Source organism: Kitasatospora sp. NPDC087314, assembly GCF_044744365.1.
Classification (GTDB): domain Bacteria; phylum Actinomycetota; class Actinomycetes; order Streptomycetales; family Streptomycetaceae; genus Kitasatospora.
Map to the genome: position 1 here is coordinate 179,010 of NZ_JBIUYE010000019.1, position 18,712 is coordinate 197,721.

At 71.6% G+C, this 18,712-nt stretch carries 15 protein-coding genes, 1 rRNA gene and 1 riboswitch; of the genes, 3 read left to right on the plus strand and 13 right to left on the minus strand.

Annotated elements, in window-relative coordinates:
- Positions 1-105: 105 nt before the first annotated feature.
- Positions 106-297 carry a DUF5999 family protein gene (locus tag ACIO5E_RS34430; protein ID WP_280684763.1) on the plus strand — a complete coding sequence of 64 codons (192 nt, stop codon included), beginning with the start codon at positions 106-108 and terminating at the stop codon, positions 295-297.
- A 92-nt stretch (positions 298-389) separates the two neighbouring features.
- Here ACIO5E_RS34430 and gcvP read toward each other — a convergent pair whose 3' ends face one another.
- Complete coding sequence (gcvP, locus tag ACIO5E_RS34435) at positions 390-3,290, minus strand: aminomethyl-transferring glycine dehydrogenase (protein ID WP_400675630.1); 2,901 nt, start codon at positions 3,288-3,290, stop codon at positions 390-392.
- Positions 3,291-3,528: 238 nt separating this feature from the next.
- Positions 3,529-3,632: riboswitch (glycine riboswitch) on the minus strand.
- 235 nt (positions 3,633-3,867) lie between these two features.
- Between gcvP and ACIO5E_RS34440 the strand changes: the two genes are divergently transcribed.
- Complete coding sequence (locus ACIO5E_RS34440; RefSeq protein ID WP_400675632.1) at positions 3,868-5,016, plus strand: PRC and DUF2382 domain-containing protein; 1,149 nt, start codon at positions 3,868-3,870, stop codon at positions 5,014-5,016.
- A gap of 227 nt (positions 5,017-5,243) precedes the next feature.
- Positions 5,244-6,737: an MFS transporter gene (locus tag ACIO5E_RS34445; protein WP_400675634.1), complete on the plus strand. Its 1,494-nt coding sequence runs from the start codon at positions 5,244-5,246 to the stop codon at positions 6,735-6,737.
- A gap of 170 nt (positions 6,738-6,907) precedes the next feature.
- Here ACIO5E_RS34445 and ACIO5E_RS34450 read toward each other — a convergent pair whose 3' ends face one another.
- The 12 genes from ACIO5E_RS34450 to rrf form a co-directional block, all read right to left on the minus strand.
- Positions 6,908-8,290: a DNA polymerase IV gene (locus ACIO5E_RS34450; RefSeq protein ID WP_400675636.1), complete on the minus strand. Its 1,383-nt coding sequence runs from the start codon at positions 8,288-8,290 to the stop codon at positions 6,908-6,910.
- Between the two features lie 72 nt (positions 8,291-8,362).
- Positions 8,363-9,085: a vancomycin high temperature exclusion protein gene (locus tag ACIO5E_RS34455; RefSeq protein WP_400675637.1), complete on the minus strand. Its 723-nt coding sequence runs from the start codon at positions 9,083-9,085 to the stop codon at positions 8,363-8,365.
- A 92-nt stretch (positions 9,086-9,177) separates the two neighbouring features.
- Positions 9,178-9,822, minus strand: coding sequence for a MerR family transcriptional regulator (locus tag ACIO5E_RS34460; protein WP_400675639.1), 645 nt, complete (start codon positions 9,820-9,822; stop codon positions 9,178-9,180).
- 236 nt (positions 9,823-10,058) lie between these two features.
- The gene (locus tag ACIO5E_RS34465; protein ID WP_030303568.1) at positions 10,059-10,535 is read right to left on the minus strand and encodes a bifunctional nuclease family protein; all 477 of its coding nucleotides are present in this window, start codon (positions 10,533-10,535) and stop codon (positions 10,059-10,061) included.
- A gap of 109 nt (positions 10,536-10,644) precedes the next feature.
- Positions 10,645-11,337: a MerR family transcriptional regulator gene (locus ACIO5E_RS34470; RefSeq protein WP_400675658.1), complete on the minus strand. Its 693-nt coding sequence runs from the start codon at positions 11,335-11,337 to the stop codon at positions 10,645-10,647.
- A gap of 179 nt (positions 11,338-11,516) precedes the next feature.
- Positions 11,517-12,395, minus strand: coding sequence for an FHA domain-containing protein (locus ACIO5E_RS34475; RefSeq protein WP_400675641.1), 879 nt, complete (start codon positions 12,393-12,395; stop codon positions 11,517-11,519).
- Between the two features lie 226 nt (positions 12,396-12,621).
- Entirely contained in the window at positions 12,622-13,689 is a 1,068-nt protein-coding gene (locus ACIO5E_RS34480) for a DUF881 domain-containing protein (protein ID WP_400675643.1), read from the minus strand.
- On the minus strand, positions 13,673-14,005 hold the full coding sequence (locus tag ACIO5E_RS34485; RefSeq protein ID WP_280684771.1) for a small basic family protein: 333 nt from the start codon (positions 14,003-14,005) through the stop codon (positions 13,673-13,675). Before ACIO5E_RS34485 ends, ACIO5E_RS34480 begins: the two co-directional genes overlap by 17 nt.
- A complete protein-coding gene (locus ACIO5E_RS34490; protein ID WP_400675646.1) occupies positions 14,002-15,099 on the minus strand; it encodes a DUF881 domain-containing protein in 1,098 nt (365 codons plus the stop codon). The genes ACIO5E_RS34485 and ACIO5E_RS34490 overlap by 4 nt, the downstream gene beginning before the upstream one ends.
- 184 nt (positions 15,100-15,283) lie before the next feature.
- Entirely contained in the window at positions 15,284-17,779 is a 2,496-nt protein-coding gene (locus ACIO5E_RS34495; protein WP_400675648.1) for a sugar phosphate nucleotidyltransferase, read from the minus strand.
- Positions 17,780-17,903: 124 nt separating this feature from the next.
- Complete coding sequence (locus ACIO5E_RS34500; protein WP_280684773.1) at positions 17,904-18,524, minus strand: CDP-alcohol phosphatidyltransferase family protein; 621 nt, start codon at positions 18,522-18,524, stop codon at positions 17,904-17,906.
- A 96-nt stretch (positions 18,525-18,620) separates the two neighbouring features.
- A 5S ribosomal RNA gene (gene rrf / locus ACIO5E_RS34505) occupies positions 18,621-18,712 on the minus strand; the annotation flags it as partial.

Consider the following 18,712-nt stretch of genomic DNA (forward strand, 5'->3'; position numbering starts at 1 on the left):
CCTGGTCGGCGCGCGGACAGGATCCGGCTACCGCGGCGGCTCCCGACGGCTTCGCCGGCGGCCGCACCACGGGGGAGGATCGCAGAGCGAAGCGAGGGTACGCGTATGTGCCAGCACCGTCCTGAGTGCCCGTCGGCCGAGTCCGAGGACCGCGAAGCCGCCGCCACGGTGGCCTGCCACCCGGAGCAGGGTTGGAGCCTGCTCTGCAACGGCGTCGTGCTGTTCGAGGACACCGGAGAGCTGCTGCCCGACGGCCGGGTGATCGCGCCGCGCCGCCGCGTCGCCCGCGCGGCCTGACCGCGCCGGCGGGGGGCAGCCGCCGCACGACGACAACGGGCAGGGCCCCGGCGGAACATCCCGCCGGGGCCCTGCCGTACGTCCGGTCCGGATCAGACGCCGTACTCGTCCAGCGGCGGGCAGGAGCAGACCAGGTTGCGGTCGCCGTACGCGCCGTCGATCCGGCTGACCGGCGGCCAGTACTTGTCCGCCGGGTTCACCCCCGCCGGGAAGACCGCCTCCTGCCGCGAGTAGCCGTGCGCCCAGTCGCCGGCCAGCGCGGCGGCGGTGTGCGGGGCGTTGCGCAGCGGGTTGTCCTCGGCCGCCCACTCGCCCGAGCCGACCTTGTCGATCTCGGCCCGGATCTCGATCATCGCGTCGCAGAACCGGTCGATCTCGTACAGGTCCTCGGACTCGGTCGGCTCGATCATCAGCGTGCCGGCCACCGGGAAGGACATCGTCGGCGCGTGGAAACCGTAGTCGATCAGACGCTTGGCGATGTCGTCCACCGTCACGCCCGTCTCCTTGGTCAGCGGGCGCAGGTCGATGATGCACTCGTGCGCGACCAGCCCGCCGGGGCCGGTGTAGAGCACCGGGAAGTGCGGCGCCAGCCGCTTGGCGATGTAGTTGGCGTTCAGCACCGCGACCTGGGTCGCGTGCTTGAGGCCCTCGCCGCCCATCAGCCGGACGTACGCCCAGGAGATCGGCAGGATGGCCGCCGAGCCCCACGGCGCCGCCGAGATCGGGCCGACGCCGGTGGCCGGGCCGGCCTCCGGCTGCAGCGGGTGGTTCGGCAGGTACGGCGCCAGGTGGGCGCGCACCGCGACCGGGCCGACGCCCGGGCCGCCACCGCCGTGCGGGATGCAGAAGGTCTTGTGCAGGTTCAGGTGCGAGACGTCCGCGCCGAACTTGCCCGGCTTGGCCAGGCCGACCAGCGCGTTCAGGTTGGCACCGTCCACGTACACCTGGCCGCCGGCCTCGTGCACCAGGGCGCAGATGTCGGTGATCTGGGTCTCGTACACGCCGTGGGTGGACGGGTAGGTGACCATCAGCACGGCGAGGCTGTCGCGGTGCTGCTCGATCTTGGCCTTCAGGTCCTCGACGTCCACGTCACCGTCGACCAGGGTCTTCACCACGACCACCCGCATCCCGGCCATCACGGCGGAGGCCGCGTTGGTGCCGTGCGCGGAGGACGGGATCAGGCAGACGTCGCGCTGGGTGTCGCCGTTGGCGTGGTGGTAGGCGCGGACGGCCAGCAGGCCGGCCAGCTCGCCCTGCGAGCCCGCGTTCGGCTGGATCGAGACGGCGTCGTAGCCGGTCACCTCGACCAGCTGCTGCTCCAGCTGGCGGATCAGGGTGAGGAAGCCCTGGGCCTGCTCGATCGGCGCGAAGGGGTGCAGCTGGCCGAACTCCGGCCAGGTGACGGCCTCCATCTCGGTGGTCGCGTTGAGCTTCATGGTGCAGGAGCCCAGCGGGATCATGCCCCGGTCCAGCGCGTAGTCCCGGTCCGACAGGCGGCGCAGGTAGCGCAGCATGGCGGTCTCCGAGCGGTGGCTGTGGAAGACCGGGTGGGTCAGGTACTCGTCCTGGCGCAGCAGCGCGCCGGGCAGCGCGTCGGCGGCCTCGGCGACCTCGGCCGCGGGGACGCCGAACGCGGCCCAGACGGCGGCCAGGTGCTCGCGGGTGGTGGTCTCGTCGGTGGAGACCGAGATCCGGTCCGCGCCGTCCTGGTAGACGTTGACGCCGTTCGCCCGGGCGGCGGCCGCGATCCCGGCGGCACGGCCCGGCACGACGGCGGTGACGGTGTCGAAGAACTCGCCGTGCAGCAGCTCGACGCCGCCGGCCCGCAGGCCCTCGGCGAGGGCGGCGGCGTAGCGGTGGGTGCGGCGGGCGATGTCGGCCAGGCCGTCCGGGCCGTGGTACACGGCGTACATCGAGGCCATGACGGCGAGCAGCACCTGGGCGGTGCAGATGTTGCTGGTGGCCTTCTCGCGGCGGATGTGCTGCTCGCGGGTCTGCAGCGCCAGGCGGTAGGCGCGGTTGCCGTCGGAGTCGACCGAGACGCCGACCAGACGGCCGGGCAGCGAGCGGGCGTACTCGGCGCGCACCGACAGGTAGCCGGCGTGCGGGCCGCCGAAGCCCATCGGCACGCCGAAGCGCTGCGAGGTGCCGCAGGCGATGTCGGCGCCGAGCGAGCCGGGCGACGCGAGCAGGGTCAGCGCCAGCAGGTCGGCGGCGACCGCGACGATCGCGCCGAGGCCGTGCGCCTGCTCGATGACCGGGGCGAGGTCGCGGACCACGCCGGTGGCACCCGGGTACTGGAACAGCACGCCGAAGACGCCGCGCTCGGCGATCTCGGCCGGGATGCCCTCGGACAGGTCGGCGACGACGACCTCGACACCGGTCGGCACCGCGCGGGTGTTGATCACCGCGATGGTCTGCGGCAGGGTCTCGGCGTCGACCAGGAAGACGCCGCCCTTGACCTTGGTGACGCGGCGGGCGAGCGCCATCGCCTCGGCCGCCGCGGTGCCCTCGTCGAGCAGCGAGGAGCCGGAGGTCGGCAGGCCGGTCAGGTCGGAGACCAGGGTCTGGAAGTTGAGCAGCGCCTCCAGGCGGCCCTGGGAGATCTCCGGCTGGTACGGCGTGTAGGCGGTGTACCAGGCCGGGTTCTCCATGACGTTGCGCAGGATCACCGGCGGGGTGAAGGTGCCGTAGTAGCCCAGGCCGATCATCGGCTGGAGCACCTGGTTGCGGCCGGCCAGCTCGCGCAGCTCGGCGAGGACCTGGGCCTCGCTGCGGCCGCCGGGCAGGTCCAGGGCGGTGATGGAACGGATCGCCTCGGGAACGGCGGTGGCGGCGAGCTCGTCCAGCGAGCCGTAGCCGACGGACGCCAGCATCTTCTCCTGCGCGGCGGCGTCGGGGCCGATGTGGCGGTTCTCGAAGGGACTGGCCAGCTCAAGCTCGGTGAGGGTCGAGGCGCCGGTGGGGCGTCCCGCGTTCGGCTGGGCGTTCATGGTGGTCGAGGCCTCCTGGTCACGGACCGGCGGGGGTACGCACGCCGACCGGCCTTCGCCGCTGCGGACAGCGGTTCGACCCGGGCGGGCGAACCCGACAGGCCTCCCCCTCTGTCATCGGGACCTGAGAGCTTCACCCGCGCGGTGCGCTGTGGGCGCGCCGCCGGCTTGCACCGTCGGTGAGGGTGGTGGCCGTCGGCTCCCTCGCCGACGGTCCTGCCCTGCTTTCCAGAGTGACCTACCCCACACGGTACGGATGCCTGAGAGATTCCGGGGAGGAGTTGCTCCTTCGGCGCCCCGACCAGCACGTTCCGCGGTCGGGGACTCTCCCGAGCGGGCTCGGCGGTCGGGGCCCAGGGTACCAGCGGGAGGCCGCCCGATCACGGGTGCGCCGGGTCACTCTCCCGCTTCGACCGTGACCGCCGCGTGACCCGGACGGCCCAGCCCGCGGCCCGTCCGGCCCCACCCCGGTCGCGCCCGTCCGATTCATGGCTTTTGGTGTGAAGTGGCGTACGGAACGGGCGCTCCGGCCACCGTCCTGCGGGCGTTCCGCAGGCGCAGCGCACTGGAGGAAAGAGTGCAAACCGATATCGACCCCCGGGACCTCATCGGCCACAAGGCGGTCGACCGCAACGGAGACAAGATCGGCACGGTCGACGAGGTGTACCTGGACGACGCCACCGGCCAGCCGGAGTGGGCCGCCGTCCGGACCGGCATCTTCGGCCGGGACGCCTTCGTCCCACTCACCACGAGCGAGTTCTCCGGCGACGAACTCCGGGTGCCGTACGACAAGTCGCTGGTCAAGGAGTCGCCGGACTTCGGCGTCGGCCAGCACCTGTCGCCCGCCCAGGAGCTCCAGCTCTACCGCTACTACGGCCTCGACACCCCGGTGGACGGACGGACGGACGGCGACGACGGCGACCGGCCGGCGCAGCCCGACCACGACTTCGGCACCACCTCGGCGGCCGAGCCCGTGAAGTCCCTCTCCTTCCACTCCCTCGAACCCGTCCCGCCCACCACCCCCGCCACCGCCACCGGCACCGCCACCGGCACCGCCACCGGCACCGCCACGGAGGCCAACGTGCGGACCCTCGACACCCCCGCACCCGCAGCCGCCCCGCCGGCGACCGAGACCAAGCCGCGTCCCGCCCCGGCCCCGCCGCCCCCCGTCGCCACCACCCCCGCCGCCCCCGCCACCGCCACCGGCCGCGAGCCCGCGACCGGCCCGGCCCCCGCTCCCCCCAGCGGCCCGGTGGAGATCACCTGCCGCGAGGAGCGGCTGGACATCACCACCGAGTGGCACGTCGTGGGCACCGCGAGGCTGCGCAAGTACGTGACGAGCGAGCAGGTCGAGCGCCGCGTCCCGATGGTCCGCGAGCGCGTCCGGGTGGAGCGGATGCCGGTGAGCGATGCCGAGCGCGCCTCGCTGACCGAGAAGGAGATCGCCGAGGCGGTGGAGGAGGTCACCCTGCGCGAGGAGCGCCCGGTGGTCCGCAAGTACCTCGCCCCGATCGAGCGGGTCCGCCTGGTGGTCGAGCGCTACACCACCGAGGAGGTGATCCGGGACGAACTGCGCCGCGAACACGTCGAGGTCCACGACAACTCCCCCGCCGCCGCCACCCCGGCCGGCCCCGCCTCCACCCCGGCCGCCTCCACTCCGGCCGGCCCGGCGCTCACCCCGGCCGTCGACGGCGCCCGCCCGGCCGCACTGCGCCCGCTCTCCTGACACCGCCGCGAGGACCCCGGACCGCCACGGTCCGGGGTCCTTCGCGCGCCCCTGCCATCCACCTTCACCGGAGCACCACCAAACCCCCTCACCCCCGCCCCGATCCCGCCGCAGACGCCCGGAATCCTTCGACTTTGCCAAAGCTTCGCCAATGGATATTTGACACTCTGAAGCATCTCCCGGCATGGTTACTTCAGTTCATTCACTATGTACGGGAGGAAGCAACCGTGAGTGAGGCACCACAGCCCACCACCGCGGCCGAGAAGCAGAGCAGCGCCCGGGTCCTGCCGGCCCTCATCCTGGCGATGCTGTCGTTCAGCGTGGTGCAGACCGCGGTCGTTCCGATCCTGCCCTCGCTGGCCAAGGAACTGAACGTCTCCGCGTCCAGCGTCACCTGGCTGATGACCGCCAACCTGCTCTCCGCAGCCGTGCTGACTCCCCTGCTGGGCCGCTTCGGCGACCTCCGGGGTCGTAAGCCGATGCTGCTGATCTCGCTGGCGGGCCTGGTCGCCGGTTCGGCGCTGGCGGTCAGCACCCACTCCTTCACCTGGCTGGTCGTCGCCCGCGTCCTGCAGGGCGCCGGCGGTGGCGTGCTCCCGCTGGCGATCAGCATCGTCCGCGACGAGCTGCCCAAGCAGAAGGTGACCGGCGGCGTCGCCGCCATCAGCGCCTCGATGGGCGTCGGCTCCGGCCTCGGCCTGGTGGCGACCGGTCTCCTGCTGGAGCACTGGAGCTACAAGTCGATCTTCTGGATGGGCCTGGTCTTCGGCCTGATCGCGGTCGCCCTGGTCGCGTTCCGCGTCCCGTCCGACCCGGTCACCGACAAGGAGGGCGGCGCCGACCCGCTCGGCGCCCTCACCCTGGCCGGCTGGCTCTCCGCCCTGCTGGTCGCGGTCAGTCAGGGCAACCACTGGGGCTGGACCTCGACCAAGACCCTCGGCCTGTTCGCCGTGGCCGCCGTCGTCGCCCTGATCTGGGGGGTCATCGAGACCAAGGTCGCGCACCCGCTGGTGGACATGAAGATGATGTCCCGTCCGGCCGTCGCCTTCACCAACCTGGCCGGCCTGCTGATCGGCTTCGGCATGTACGGCTCGTTCATGGTGATCAGCAACTTCGCCCAGACCCCGGAAAAGCTCGCCCACTACGGCTTCACCGCGACCGTCCTGCACGCCGGTGTGATGCTGCTGCCGTCCGCGATCGGCTCGATGGTGGCGGCCCCGCTCGGCGCGGTCCTGATCGCCCGCCGCGGCCCGCGCCTGCCGCTGGTCCTCGGTGGCGTCCTGGGTGCCGTCGCGATGGCCTACCTGGCCTTGCGGCACAGCCACGAGGCCGACATCTACACCGCCTCGGCGATCTTCGGTCTGGGCATCGGCCTGGCGTTCTCCGCCATGCCGGCCTACATCAACGGCGCCGTCCCGGTGGAGCAGAGCGGCATCGCCAACGGCATGAACGCCGTGCTCCGCACCGTCGGCGGCGCGATCGGCACCGCCGTGATGGCCGCCATCCTGACCGGCGACACCATGAAGCTGCCGCCCCAGATCCCGGTGCTGCTGCCCACCCTGGACGCCTACAAGCACGCGTTCTGGACCGCGGCCGTCGTCTGCGTCATCGCCGGCGCCGTCCCGTTCCTGATCCGCGGCATCAAGCCGGCCGCCACCACCGCCTCCGGCGGCGCGGCCGACCACAACTCCAGCCCCGAGCTGGTGAAGCCCGACGCCTGACCAGGCGTCCGGCCGCCGCGCTCAGGGACAGGGCGCGGCGCCCCGGTCTTCGGACGGTCGCGAGGGCATCACGACCGAATGAAGTCCGGTCCGGTATGCGGCCCCAACCGGTACTCCCCCCACCGGTTGGGGCCGCTTCGCGTGTCACGCCCCCGCCTCCTCCGGACCTCTCATGCCCCCGCCTCCTCCGGCCCCTCGTCCCCGCGCAGCGGCAACGGCCGGGCCGGTTCCAGCGCCGGATCGTCCACCGCGAAGGTCCGGATCCGCCCCGGCCCGCTCCACGGCGTCTCGAACCGTACGGTGACCCGCCCGACGCCGCTGCCCTGCACCCACCCCGGCCCGAGCTCGGCGTGGTGGACGTCCTGCCCGGGCATCCAGCGCCGCGGCCCGGCCTCCTCCGGCTCCTCCTCGGCCTCCTCGTCCTCCGCCTCCGCGTGCTCGGCCGCCTCCTCCCGCAGGGCCTGCGCGAACAGGTCCTCCTGGGTGTAGTCGGCCAGCTGGGCGACACCGACCCCGAGCAACCGGACCCCACCGGTGATGTCCACCTGGGCCGCCAGCCGGCGCGCCGTCTCGATGATCACCGCCTCGTCGTCCGTGGGCCCCCGCAACGTCTCCGAGCGGGTCAGCGTCGAGAAGTCGAACCGCCGGACCTTGAGCACCACCGTCCGCCCCGACCGCCCGGCCGCGCGCAGCCGCCGCACGCACCGGGCGGCCAGCACCTCCACCTCGCGCAGCACCCGGTCCCGGTCGGCGAGGTCCACCTCGAAGGTGTCCTCCACCGAGACCGACTTGGCGTCCTGGTCGGCCACCACGGGCCGGTCGTCCAGCCCTATCGACATCTGGTGCACGCCGGCGCCGTGCGCCCGCCCGAGCAACTGGACCAGTTCGCTCTCCCCGGCCTGCGCGAGGTCGGCCACCGTGTTCAGCCCGGCCCGCCGCAGCACCTGCTCGGTGGCCGGCCCGATCCCGGGCAGTGCCCGGACCGGCATCGGGCCGAGGACGACCCGCTCCTGCCCGGGCTCGATCATCACCAGCCCGTCCGGCTTGGCCTGTTCGGAGGCGATCTTCGCCATCAGCTTGGACCCGGCCGCCCCGACCGACCCGGTCAGCCCGGTGCGCCGCTGGATGTCCGACCGCAGGTCCTCCGCCAGCGCGAGCACCAGCCGCTCCCCGGTCTCGTGGTCGGCCTCGGCCAGCGCCGGGCCGTACGGGCCGGCCTCCAGGTCGACGAAGGCCTCGTCCAGGCTGAGCGGCTGCACCAGCGGCGACAGCTCGCGCAGCAGGCCCATCACGGTGTCGCTGACCTGCCGGTAGGCCTCGAAGCGGCCGGACAGGAAGGCCGCGTTGGGGCAGAGTCGGCGCGCCTGCGCCATCGGCATCGCCGAGTGCACCCCGAACTTCCGCGCCTCGTACGAGGCCGTGGAGACCACTCCGCGCCCGCCGAGCCCGCCGACGATCACCGGTTTGCCGCGCAGGCTCGGCTTGGCCGCCTGCTCCACCGCCGCGAAGAAGGCGTCCATGTCGAGGTGGATGATGCTCGGCAGTGATCGCACCCGCCGATCATCCCGTACGGGTCCGACAGTGCGTACGAACCCGGCCGACGCCCCGGGGCCGCCGCCGCCCGGCTACCGCTTCGCGGCGTCCGCCAGGGCCTTCGGGATGCCCTCCTCGGTGGGCCCGAGGAACACCGGGTCCGGCCGCAGCCAGGCGTTGACCGCCGCCTTGCCCGCCCCGGGGATCTCCCGCAGCCCGCCGTACAGCCAGGTGCTGTCGTGCAGCTCCGGCACCCCGACCGCGTACGCGTCGATGCCCGCCGCCTGGCAGAGCGCCAGCGCCCGGCGCACGTGGAAGTCCTGGCTGACCAGCAACGCCCGCTCCACCCCGAAGACCCGGCGCGCCCGGGTGCAGGAGTCCCAGGTGTCGAAGCCCGCGTAGTCGCCCACCACCCGGACCTCCGGCACCCCGTGCTCGATCAGGTAGCGCCGCATCGCGTCCGGCTCGTCGTAGTCGTCCCGCCCGTTGTCGCCGGTGACGAGGATCGCCTGCACCTTCCCCTCCCGGTACAGATCCAGCGCCGCGACCAGCCGGTGCTCCAGGTACGGCGACGGCTTGCCCTGGTCCAGCCCGGCGCCGAAGACCACCGCGACCGGCGCGGACGGCACGCTGGCCACCGTGCCGACCCGGTCCCCCGCCGAGACCCACAGCCAGGCGCTCGGCGCCAGCGCCAGCGAGCAGAGCACCGTCCCCACTTGGAAGATCCGGCGCTGCGTGGCCCGCCGCCGCAGCCGCACCTTCAGCAGCCCGCCCCGACGCCGCAGCAGGTCCGTTATCCCGGTGCCGAGCCTCACGTGCCCTCCCTCGACCGCTCCACCCGGCGCAAGACGAGGCCGCGGGCCCGGACGGTTCCCCGTCCGGGCCCGCGGCCTCGTCAGTTCCGCGCTCAGACCGCCCGGATGCGCCGCTGGGCCAGTTCGTCCGCCGGGTCGTGGCCGACCAGCGTCTCGCCGGTGTCGGTCCGCTCGGCGTGCAGCCGTCCGACCACCAGCTCCAGCTCCTGCCAGACCGCTCCCACCGCGATGCCGAACACCCCCTGACCACCCTTCAGCAGGTCCACCACCTGCTGCGGCGTGGTGCACTCGTACACCGTCGCGCCGTCGCACATCAGCGTCATCCCGGCCAGGTCGCCCTGCTCGGCGGCCTGCAGATGGGCGACCGCCACCCGGATGTTCTGCAGCGAGACACCCGCGTCGAGCAGCCGCTTCACGATCTTGAGCAGCAGGATGTCGCGGAAGCTGTAGAGCCGCTGGCTGGTGGCCGGGTACGCCGAACGGACACTGGGCTCCAGCAGTCCGGTCCGGGCCCAGTAGTCCAGCTGGCGGTACGTGATGCCGGCCGCCGCGCAGGCCGTCGGCCCGCGGTAGCCGATCAGTTCGGACGTCGGGGCCAGCCGCTCGATGGCGGGCTGACCCGGCTGCACGGCCGGGAACCTGCCCACCCGGGGCAGGTCCGTCACGGTGCGAGCGGTGCGCGGCAGGTGAACGGCGCACAGGCCTCCCACGGCCGCGTCATCGCCGGTGCTGCTCATGCCTACCTCCGTCCACTTGTGCTGCGGGCAACCCGAACTGCGGGCATCGGCCACCCGGACAGCCACTCCTGACGGTAGGCAGTCCCCTATGACCCGTCAACGATCGCCACGCCGGGCCAGACAAACCACATCACTCAGGAGAGTGGTTTTTCGTGCCCCTAGTGTGGGTAGGTCGACGGTTTTTGGCAAAACGGCAAGCCAAACAGCGCCCGAACCGGTACGCCGTCCCGTCCGCGCTACTGCGGACCGCTGCCCCCGAAGTCCTCGGGCGACACCTGGTCGAGGAACTCGCGGAACTTCTCGACCTCGTCCTCCTGCTCGTCCGGGATCGCGATGCCCGCCTCGGCGAGCACCTCCTCGCTCCCGTAGATCGGCGTGCCGGTGCGCAGGGCCAGCGCTATCGCGTCGGACGGCCGGGCGCTCACCTCGACCCCGCCGGCGAAGACCAGCTCGGCGTAGAAGACGCCCTCCCGCAGGTCGGTGATCCGGACCTCGGTGAGCTGCTGTCCGAGCGCCTCCAGGACGTCCTTGAACAGGTCGTGCGTCAGCGGGCGCACCGGCGTCATGCCCTGCTGGGCGAAGGCGATCGCGGTCGCCTCGCCGGGACCGATCCAGATCGGCAGGTACCGATCGCCCCCGACCTCCCGAAGCAGCACGATCGGCTGGTTGGAAGGCATCTCCACTCGGACACCCACGACGTCGAGCTCATTCACACAGGCAACCCTATGGCTCCGACCCCGGATATGAAAGCGCAGAGCCGACGCCGCTGGTCAGCGCGGTGCTCTCCGGCCGACCGGGCCTGGACAAACGCCCGCACCGGCGCTACCCGCGGGCCCGCAGGCCGGCCTGGACCATCGCCGCGTGCAGCCGCACGGACAGCGTCGCGAGCTCCCTGGCGGTGGCCTCGGCGTGGGCCCTGGTCTGCGGGTTCCGGTGCCGGCGCAGTGGCGCCACCACCTGCTCCACCAACCCGATCTCGCGGTCGGCCGCCGCCTTCATGGCCCGCAGGTGCCGCGGCTCCAGCCCGTACCGGCCGAGTTCCGCGACCAAGCGGGCCACCTGCAGGGCCTCGCCGTCGTATCCGCCGTCCGGGCCGGACGCGACCAGCCCGTAGGCCTCCCACTCGGCCAGCTCCTGCTCCCCGGCCTCGGCGGCGGCCAGCAGTTCGGCGCGCCCCAGCCGGACTCCGGACGGAACGTCGGCGGAGGCGCCCAGCTCCCGGTCCGCCTCCTCCAGCGGCCCGGGCCTGGCGTCGGCGGGCGGCAGCGCGGGCGGGGCCTCACCGCGCTCGATCGCGTCCAGGTGCTCGCGGATCACCCGCAGCGGCAGGTAGTGGTCCCGCTGCATCCGCAGGACGTAGGCCAACCGCTCGACGTCGGCCGGGCTGAACTTGCGGTACCCCGAGGGCGTGCGCTGCGGCTCGACCAGCCCCTCCGCCTCCAGGAACCTGATCTTGGAGATGGTGACCTCGGGGAAGTCGTCGCGCAGAAAGGCCAGCACCGCACCGATGCTCAGCAGCTCGTCGCCACCGCGTCGCCGCCCGACCGGCCGATCCGGGCGGAGCGGCTGCCTGGGGCCCGCGACCACCCCGCGGCCGACACGGTCCGCCTGCGGACCGGACGATGCGGGGATGGCCGCCCCGAGAGAAGATGAAGGGGTATTCGTACTCACTCGGGCTCCTACCGACGTTGGGTTCAGTACCCCCGGTTGTGGCCGGCGAAGAACACCAGCCGGTACTTCCCGATCTGCACCTCGTCACCGTTGTTCAGCGAGACCTCGTCGATCCGCTCCCGGTTGACGTACGTGCCGTTCAGGCTGCCGACGTCCGCGACGCTGAACCCGGAGGGCGTGCGGCGGAACTCCACGTGGCGGCGCGACACCGTGACGTCGTCCAGGAAGATGTCACCCTGCGGGTGACGGCCGGCCGTGGTGACGTCCGAGTCCAGCAGGAACCGGCTGCCCGAGTTCGGGCCGCGCTGGACGATCAGCAGGGCCGAGCCCGGCGGCAGCGCGTCGATCGCCGACAGCACCTCGGCCGACAGGGCCGGCGTGGCACCGGTGCCGGTCGTGGTGTTGGGGTCGTACGACTCCAGACCGGAGATGGAGATGGTCGACGTGGTCTCCGCCGCCCCCTCCGGGAGCAGACCACCGCGCAGCGCCGTGCCGCAGTTCGAGCAGAACCGGGCCGACGCCGGGTTCTGGTTACCGCACCTGGGGCACGGAGTGGGGCCAGCCATGTTCACAGCCTCCTGGCGCGGCACACCCGACGGGTTGTGCCCGGCATACGGGTCGGGGGCAAACCCTCCACCAGAGGTTGAGGGTCCTGACTGGAAACCTATGCGCGGGTCGCCGGAAGGGTCAACCGACGCGCCGTAACCCGCCGGATTCCCGACGTACTGGGCGGCTCCGCCGTCCCGGAACAGCTGCTGCTCGGCGTACGCCGCCTCGGGGGCGGAACGCATGCCCGGCACGGAGGGCTCGTCCTCGGGCCGGCGGTGCCGCGCGGTGGGCGCCTCGACCGAGGCCGCGCCACGGCCCTTGTTACGACCGAACAACTTCGAGAAGAAACTCACGGGCGAATCCCCTTGCGTGTGACAGACCCGCCCGCGGGGCAGGGTGAGAACCTCGGACAGGCTGCGGTCCCGATTGCGGACCGGGCCTGCTGGAGTGGTACTCCGACGGCTGGTACTGCGGTTGTTGCTCCGGTGCGTACTGGTACGACCCAGTCTCGCCCACGCGACGGCTGCGCCCCGCACCGGGTGTGGCCCGCAGGTGACGGGCCGTTCGTCGGGCGCCCCGTCACTTCGAAGCCGGCTTGGCGTACTGCGGCGTCTTCAGATCCACGAGGGCGTCGACGACCACCTTCTGCTGCTGGGTGATCGTCGCCCGCGCCTGGTTGCTCTCCAGGGTGCGCACGACACCCCCCGGGATGTTCAGCGCGGGCGTCAGATCCTGCGGGTTCCCCACGACGGTGAACCGATAGGGCTGCGAGACCTTCTTCCCGTCGATCTGCACCCCGCCGCCCGACACGTCGGTGAAGTAGGTGTTGACCACCACGCGCACATCGTTGATCTGAATCGCCTCCGCCCCCGCCGCTCGAAGTTCCTGCAGGGTGTCCAGCAGCATATCTGCCTTCACCTGCCCTTGGGGATCATCGACCGTGAGTACGATGCCCGGACCAGTGGCTTTGACGGTACCGGCGAGCACGCCGAGCTCCGTCGCCTTCTTCCTGGTCTGTTCCTGGGCCTCCTTGGCCTGGTTGGAACTGTTCTCCAACTTGGCCAGGGACTGCTCCAACTCCGCCTTCTCCTGCTGCAGACGCTGCTGGCGGCTGTCCAGTTCGTCGAGGATGCGCACCAGGTCCTCCTGGCGGGCCCCACGCAGCTGGCTGTGGTGGTCGTTGGTCGACCGCACCTGGATCGCCAGCGCCAGGCCGAGCGAGAACAGCAGCAACGCCACCACCAGCTGCCCGCGCGACAGTCTCGGCGGCCACAGAGCCGCCTTGAGGCGCCGCCGCCCGGCGTTGCGGTCGACGGCGGGCGGCTGCGCGGCCGCCGGCTCCACCACGGACCCGACCCCTGACGCAGCCTCGGGCTCGGGCTCCATTGCCTTCGCGAGCCGCACCACGGGCTCGGGCGCCGCCGCGGGCTCAAGCTCAGGCTTAACGTCAGACTTCACCGGCGTCGCCGCGGGCTCCTCGGCCCCGTCCTTCTTCGCGGGCTCCTCGACGTGCTCGACGGACTCGCCGTGCTCGGCCTCGCCCACCGGCTCGACCGGGCCCGTCTCGGCAGCCTTCTCCGCCGCCTTCTCCTCGCCGTCCACGTTCTCCGCCGCCGCCTCGCGGCCCGGCTCAGGCACGGAAGACATGGCGCCGAATCGCGGCCGCGTTGGAGAAGATGCGGATGCCGAGGACGACGACCACACCCGTGGACAGCTGCGAGCCGACGCCCAGCTGGTCACCGAGGAAGACGATCAGTGCCGCGACCACCACGTTCGACAGGAACGAGACGATGAACACCTTGTCGTTGAAGATCCCGTCCAGCATCGCCCGGACACCGCCGAACACGGCGTCCAGCGCCGCCACCACCGCGATCGGCAGGTACGGCACGACGGCGTCCGGCAACTCGGGCTGGACGAAGAGTCCGACGACCACCCCGATCACGAGACCCAGTACGGCAATCACGGTCTAGCTGCTCCTGTCCCTGTGGACGACGACCTGGTCGAGGCCGTCGTGGACGAGTGGGCTGTCGAGGGCTTCGCGGATCCGCTCGGCGTGCGCCGCCCGGTACCCGCGGACGGTGAGACGGACGCTCCCGGGCTCTCGGAGGTTCCGGCGGTGGGCGACGACGTCGCGGCGGGGGTGGTCGGGGCCGCCGACGGAGACGCCGAGGGCGAGGCCTCGGGCGTGACCGGCTGGGCGGTCCGCAGCGTCACTCCCACCGCCGCCGGCAGCGTCAGGCTCTTCTGCGTGGACATCGTCGACTTGATGCCGTACTTCTCCTGGAGCAGCCGCAGGTACTGCCCGGCCATGGCGTTCTCGAAGGTGCCAAGGAGCTTTGGCCCGTCCCCGATCGCCTGGATGGTGTACGGCGGCACGAGCGGCCGGTTGTCCACCAGCACCGCCTCACCCGCGGCCCGGATCGCGGAGAGCGCGGTCAGCCGCTGGCCGTTGATCGCCAGGGCCTCCGCACCGGATCCCCACAGGCCGTTCACCACCAGCTGCAGGTCCCGGTCCCGCAGTCGGCCGCTGTTGGAGAAGCCCTGCCCGGCCCGCGGATCGACGTTCCCCCCGCTGCCGGTGCCGGACGCGTCCTCCAGGACCAGCTTGACGCCCGGTCCCGCGACCTCCCCCAGGCCCACCACACCGGTCAGACCACCCTGGTCGCCGTCACCCGCCGCGAGCGCCTGCTGCTGCGTGCTCTCGACCTTCCGCCGCAGCTCCTGGACCTGCTGCTGGAGGTGGTCGGCCGAGCCGTTGCTGTCGTTGATCCGGTGGATCAGCGCGTCCCGTTCCTTGGCCAGCGTCGGCTCCGCCTTGTGCGCGTTCGCCGCGCCGACCGTCACCACGGCTGCGGCCAGAGCCAGCCCTGCGCCCAGCGTCAGCAGGCCGCGGGCCGTCCTGGGTATCCGGCTGTCGTGGTCGCCACCCCGTGCGGCCGCCGCCTCCGCGTAGCCCTCGTCCAGGCTGTGGTCCATCACGTTGGTCAGCAGGGACATCGAGGCGTCCGGGCGGTTGTACCGTCCGTTCGGGGCACTCGGCGTCGGCGTCGCTGGCATGCCGACCATCGTCCCACGTCAGCAAAGGGCCCCGTGCACACCCCCTGAGCTGCACACACGACACAAGGTGACGGATCGTTCCGAACAGTGCGAAAACGGACAGCGGGGCGCGTGGAACATGCCGCGCGCCCCGACCGTCAGGACCGTCTACCGCCAGGACCGTCGGGCGATCAGGCCGGTGCCGTCACCGTCCGGCCCCGTCGACCACCGCCGCCCACTCGTCCAGCAGTGCCTCGGTCGCCTCGTCGTCCGGACCCTCCGCCCACAGGTGGGTGGTCGCCTCGGCCGGGTCCGGCAGCACCAGCGTCCAGCGCCCGTCCGCCTCGACGACCCGGACGCCGTCCGTGGTGTCCAGCCGCCGGCTGCCGGCCGCCTCCACCACCGAGCGCATCACCATCCCCTTGGCCGCCCACGGCGTCGCGAGGTCCCGGCGACGGATGTGCGCCTGCGGGATGCGCGCGTCGATCTGGCTCAGCGTGAGCTGGGTACGGGCCACCAGGCCGACCAGCCGCACGAAGGCCGCGGCGCCGTCCAGCACCCCGCTGAACTCCGGCACCACGAACCCGCCACGCCCGTCCCCGCCGAACACCGTGCCCTCGGCGGCGGCGGCCTTCGCCAGGTCGTCCGGCGTCGTCGTGGTCCAGATGACCTGGGTGCCGTGGTAGGCGGCGACCTGCTCGGCGATCCGGGTCGTGGTCACCGGCAGCGCCACCTGCCCACTGCGCCGCTCGGCCGCGACCAGGTCCAGCAGCACCAGCAACGCCCGGTCGTCGTCGATCACCCGGCCCAGTTCGTCGACGAAGGCGACCCGCTCACCGACCGGGTCGAAGCGGACGCCGAAGGCCGCCCGGGAGGAGGCCACCAGCTCGCCGAGCCTGGCCAGCCCGGCCCGCCGCTCCTCCGCGTCCTCCGTCGGCCTCGCCTCGTCCAGCCCGCTGGAGACGGTCAGCGCCTCCACCCCGAGCCGCCCGAGGATGCTCGGCAGAACCAGGCCGGCGCTGCCGTGCGCGGTGTCCACGACCACCTTCAGCCCGGCCTCCCGGACCCCGGTGGTGTCGACGGCCCGCAGCAGGTTGCCCGCGTAGGAGTCGAAGACGCTGGACGGGAAGGTCAGGTCCCCGATCTCGCCGGGGAAGGCGCGCCGGTACTCCTGGCGCGCGTACACGCGGTCCAGCTTGCGCTGCCCGGCCTGCGAGAGGTCGGCCCCGCGCTCGTCGAAGAAGAGGATGTCCAGCGAGTCCGGCACCCCCGGCGTGGTCCGCAGGAAGATCCCGCCCGCGCTCCCCCGCGCAGTGTGCTGCCGGGCCACCGGCATCGGCACGTTCTCCAGGTCGCGGACGTCTATGGCAGACGTCTGGAGTGCCGAGATCATCGCCCGTTTGAGCGCACGCGCACCACGCGAGTGGTCACGCGCAATGGTGACGGTCGCCCCCTTCTTCAGGGTCGTGGCGTACGCGCCGGCCAGCCGCACGGCCAGCTCCGGGGTGATCTCGACGTTCAGGATCCCCGAGACCCCGCGGAGGCCGAACAGGTGCTCCTGGCCGCGCGACTCCCAGATCACCGAGGTGTTGACGACGGCGCCGGCCTCGATGGTCTTGAACGGGTAGACCCGGACGTTCGCCCCGATGATCGACTCCTCGCCGATCAGGCACTCGTCCCCGATCACCGCGCCGTCCTCGATCCGGGCGGCCCGCATCACGTCGGTGTTCTTGCCGACCACGCAGCCGCGCAGATTGCTCTGCGGCCCGATGTAGACGTTGTCGTGCACGACGGCCTTGTGGAGGAAGGCGCCGCGCTTCACCACCACGTTGCTGCCGAGCACGGTGTGCTCACGGATCTCGACGCCGGCCTCGACCTTGGCGTAGTCCCCGATGTACAGCGGCCCACGCAACACCGCCTCCGGGTCCACCTCCGCACCCTCGGCCACCCAGACTCCGGGCGAGATCTCGAAGCCGTCGATCTCGACGTCGACCTTGCCCTCCAGGACGTCCGCCTGGGCCTTGCCGTAGCTCTCGTGGGTGCCCACGTCCTCCCAGTAGCCCTCGGCGACGTAGCCGTAGACCCGCTTGCCCTCCTTCAGCAATTGCGGGAAGACGTCACTCGACCAGTCGACGGACTCACCCGCCGCGACGTAGTCGAAGACCTCGGGTTCCATCACGTAGATACCGGTGTTCACAGTGTCGGAGAAGACCTGCCCCCAGGTCGGTTTCTCCAGGAAGCGCTCGACCCGTCCGTCGTCGTCCGTGATCGTGATTCCGAACTCCAGGGGATTCGGCACCCTGGTGAGACAGACCGTGACCAGTGCGTTCTTGCTGCGGTGAAAGTCGATCAATTCCGAGAGATCGAAGTCGGTCAACGCGTCACCGGAGATCACCAGAAAGGAGTCGCCCTTCAGGGCGTCCTCGGCGTTCTTGACACTCCCCGCGGTGCCTAGTGGCGTCTCCTCGTGGGCGTACGTCAGATGCATGCCCAGGTCCTCGCCGTCACCGAAGTAGTTCTTGACCAGAGACGCCAGGAACTGGACGGTGACGACGGTGTCGGAGAGGCCGTGCCGCTTCAGCAGCCGAAGCACGTGCTCCATGATCGGCCTGTTGGCGACCGGAAGCAGCGGCTTCGGCATGCTGGAGGTCATCGGGCGGAGTCGGGTGCCTTCGCCCCCTGCCATTACAACGGCTTTCATTACGGGTGCGTCCTCCTTCGCGGTGTTGGACCTGCAGGTCCATCAAACCGTTCCAGAGGGATCCCTACCCGGAAGGTATCGTCCGACGCACCGATACGGCGTGGGACTTCTCTCAGATCACGTCTCAGACTGCGGACGCGGAGCCCGCCGAGCCCGCCCTGATGATCCGCCGGGCCTGAACCGCGTAAAGAATACCGGCCCACCAGTACAACGTGGTCCCCCACCAGATGAAGGCCCAGCTCACCACCTCGGCCGGCCGCGCGATCCAGCTGTCCACACTGCCGAGCAGCAGAAGCGGGAACGCGTACATCAGATTGAAGGTCGCGGCCTTCCCCAGAAAACTCACCTGGAGCGGCCCGTAGCCGTGCCGGTTCAGAATCGGCAGCAGCGCGGCGATAAAAAGCTCCCGGGCCAGCAGAATCGCCGTGACCCACCACGGCAGAATCTCACGCCAGGTCAGACCGACCAGCGTGGACAGCACATAGAGCCGGTCGGCCAGCGGATCGAGCAGCTGCCCCACCCGGCTGATCTGCCCCCACCGCCGCGCGAGCTTTCCGTCGAGGTAGTCGCTGACACCGCTCAGTGCCAGGATCAGCAGCGCCCAACCGTCGTTGTTGGGGCCGTCGAAAACCGGCCAGAGAATCAGCCAGAGAAAAAGCGGAACACCGACCAGCCGGCCCATGCTGAGCAGGTTGGGGATGGTGAGGACGCGATCGGTCTGGACCCGCGTCTCCTGGACCTCCACCCGGGGGCCTCCTGTCCCGTGTGATGACAATGCACGTTGACCCTACAACAGAGAAGCCCCCGCCAGGGTCACCCGGCGGGGGCTTCTCGAAGAATTGTTCGGCGGCGTCCTACTCTCCCACAGGGTCCCCCCTGCAGTACCATCGGCGCTGTAAGGCTTAGCTTCCGGGTTCGGAATGTAACCGGGCG

Bases quoted from the DNA above. Each gene is read 5' to 3' on its own strand.
- ACIO5E_RS34490 (WP_400675646.1), bottom strand. From the start codon at position 15,099: ATGCCAGCGACGCCGACGCCGAGTGCCCCGAACGGACGGTACAACCGC.
- ACIO5E_RS34430 (WP_280684763.1), top strand. From the start codon at position 106: ATGTGCCAGCACCGTCCTGAGTGCCCGTCGGCCGAGTCCGAGGACCGC.
- ACIO5E_RS34460 (WP_400675639.1), bottom strand. From the start codon at position 9,822: ATGAGCAGCACCGGCGATGACGCGGCCGTGGGAGGCCTGTGCGCCGTT.
- ACIO5E_RS34495 (WP_400675648.1), bottom strand. From the start codon at position 17,779: ATGAAAGCCGTTGTAATGGCAGGGGGCGAAGGCACCCGACTCCGCCCG.
- ACIO5E_RS34480 (WP_400675643.1), bottom strand. From the start codon at position 13,689: ATGTCTTCCGTGCCTGAGCCGGGCCGCGAGGCGGCGGCGGAGAACGTG.
- gcvP (WP_400675630.1), bottom strand. From the start codon at position 3,290: ATGAACGCCCAGCCGAACGCGGGACGCCCCACCGGCGCCTCGACCCTC.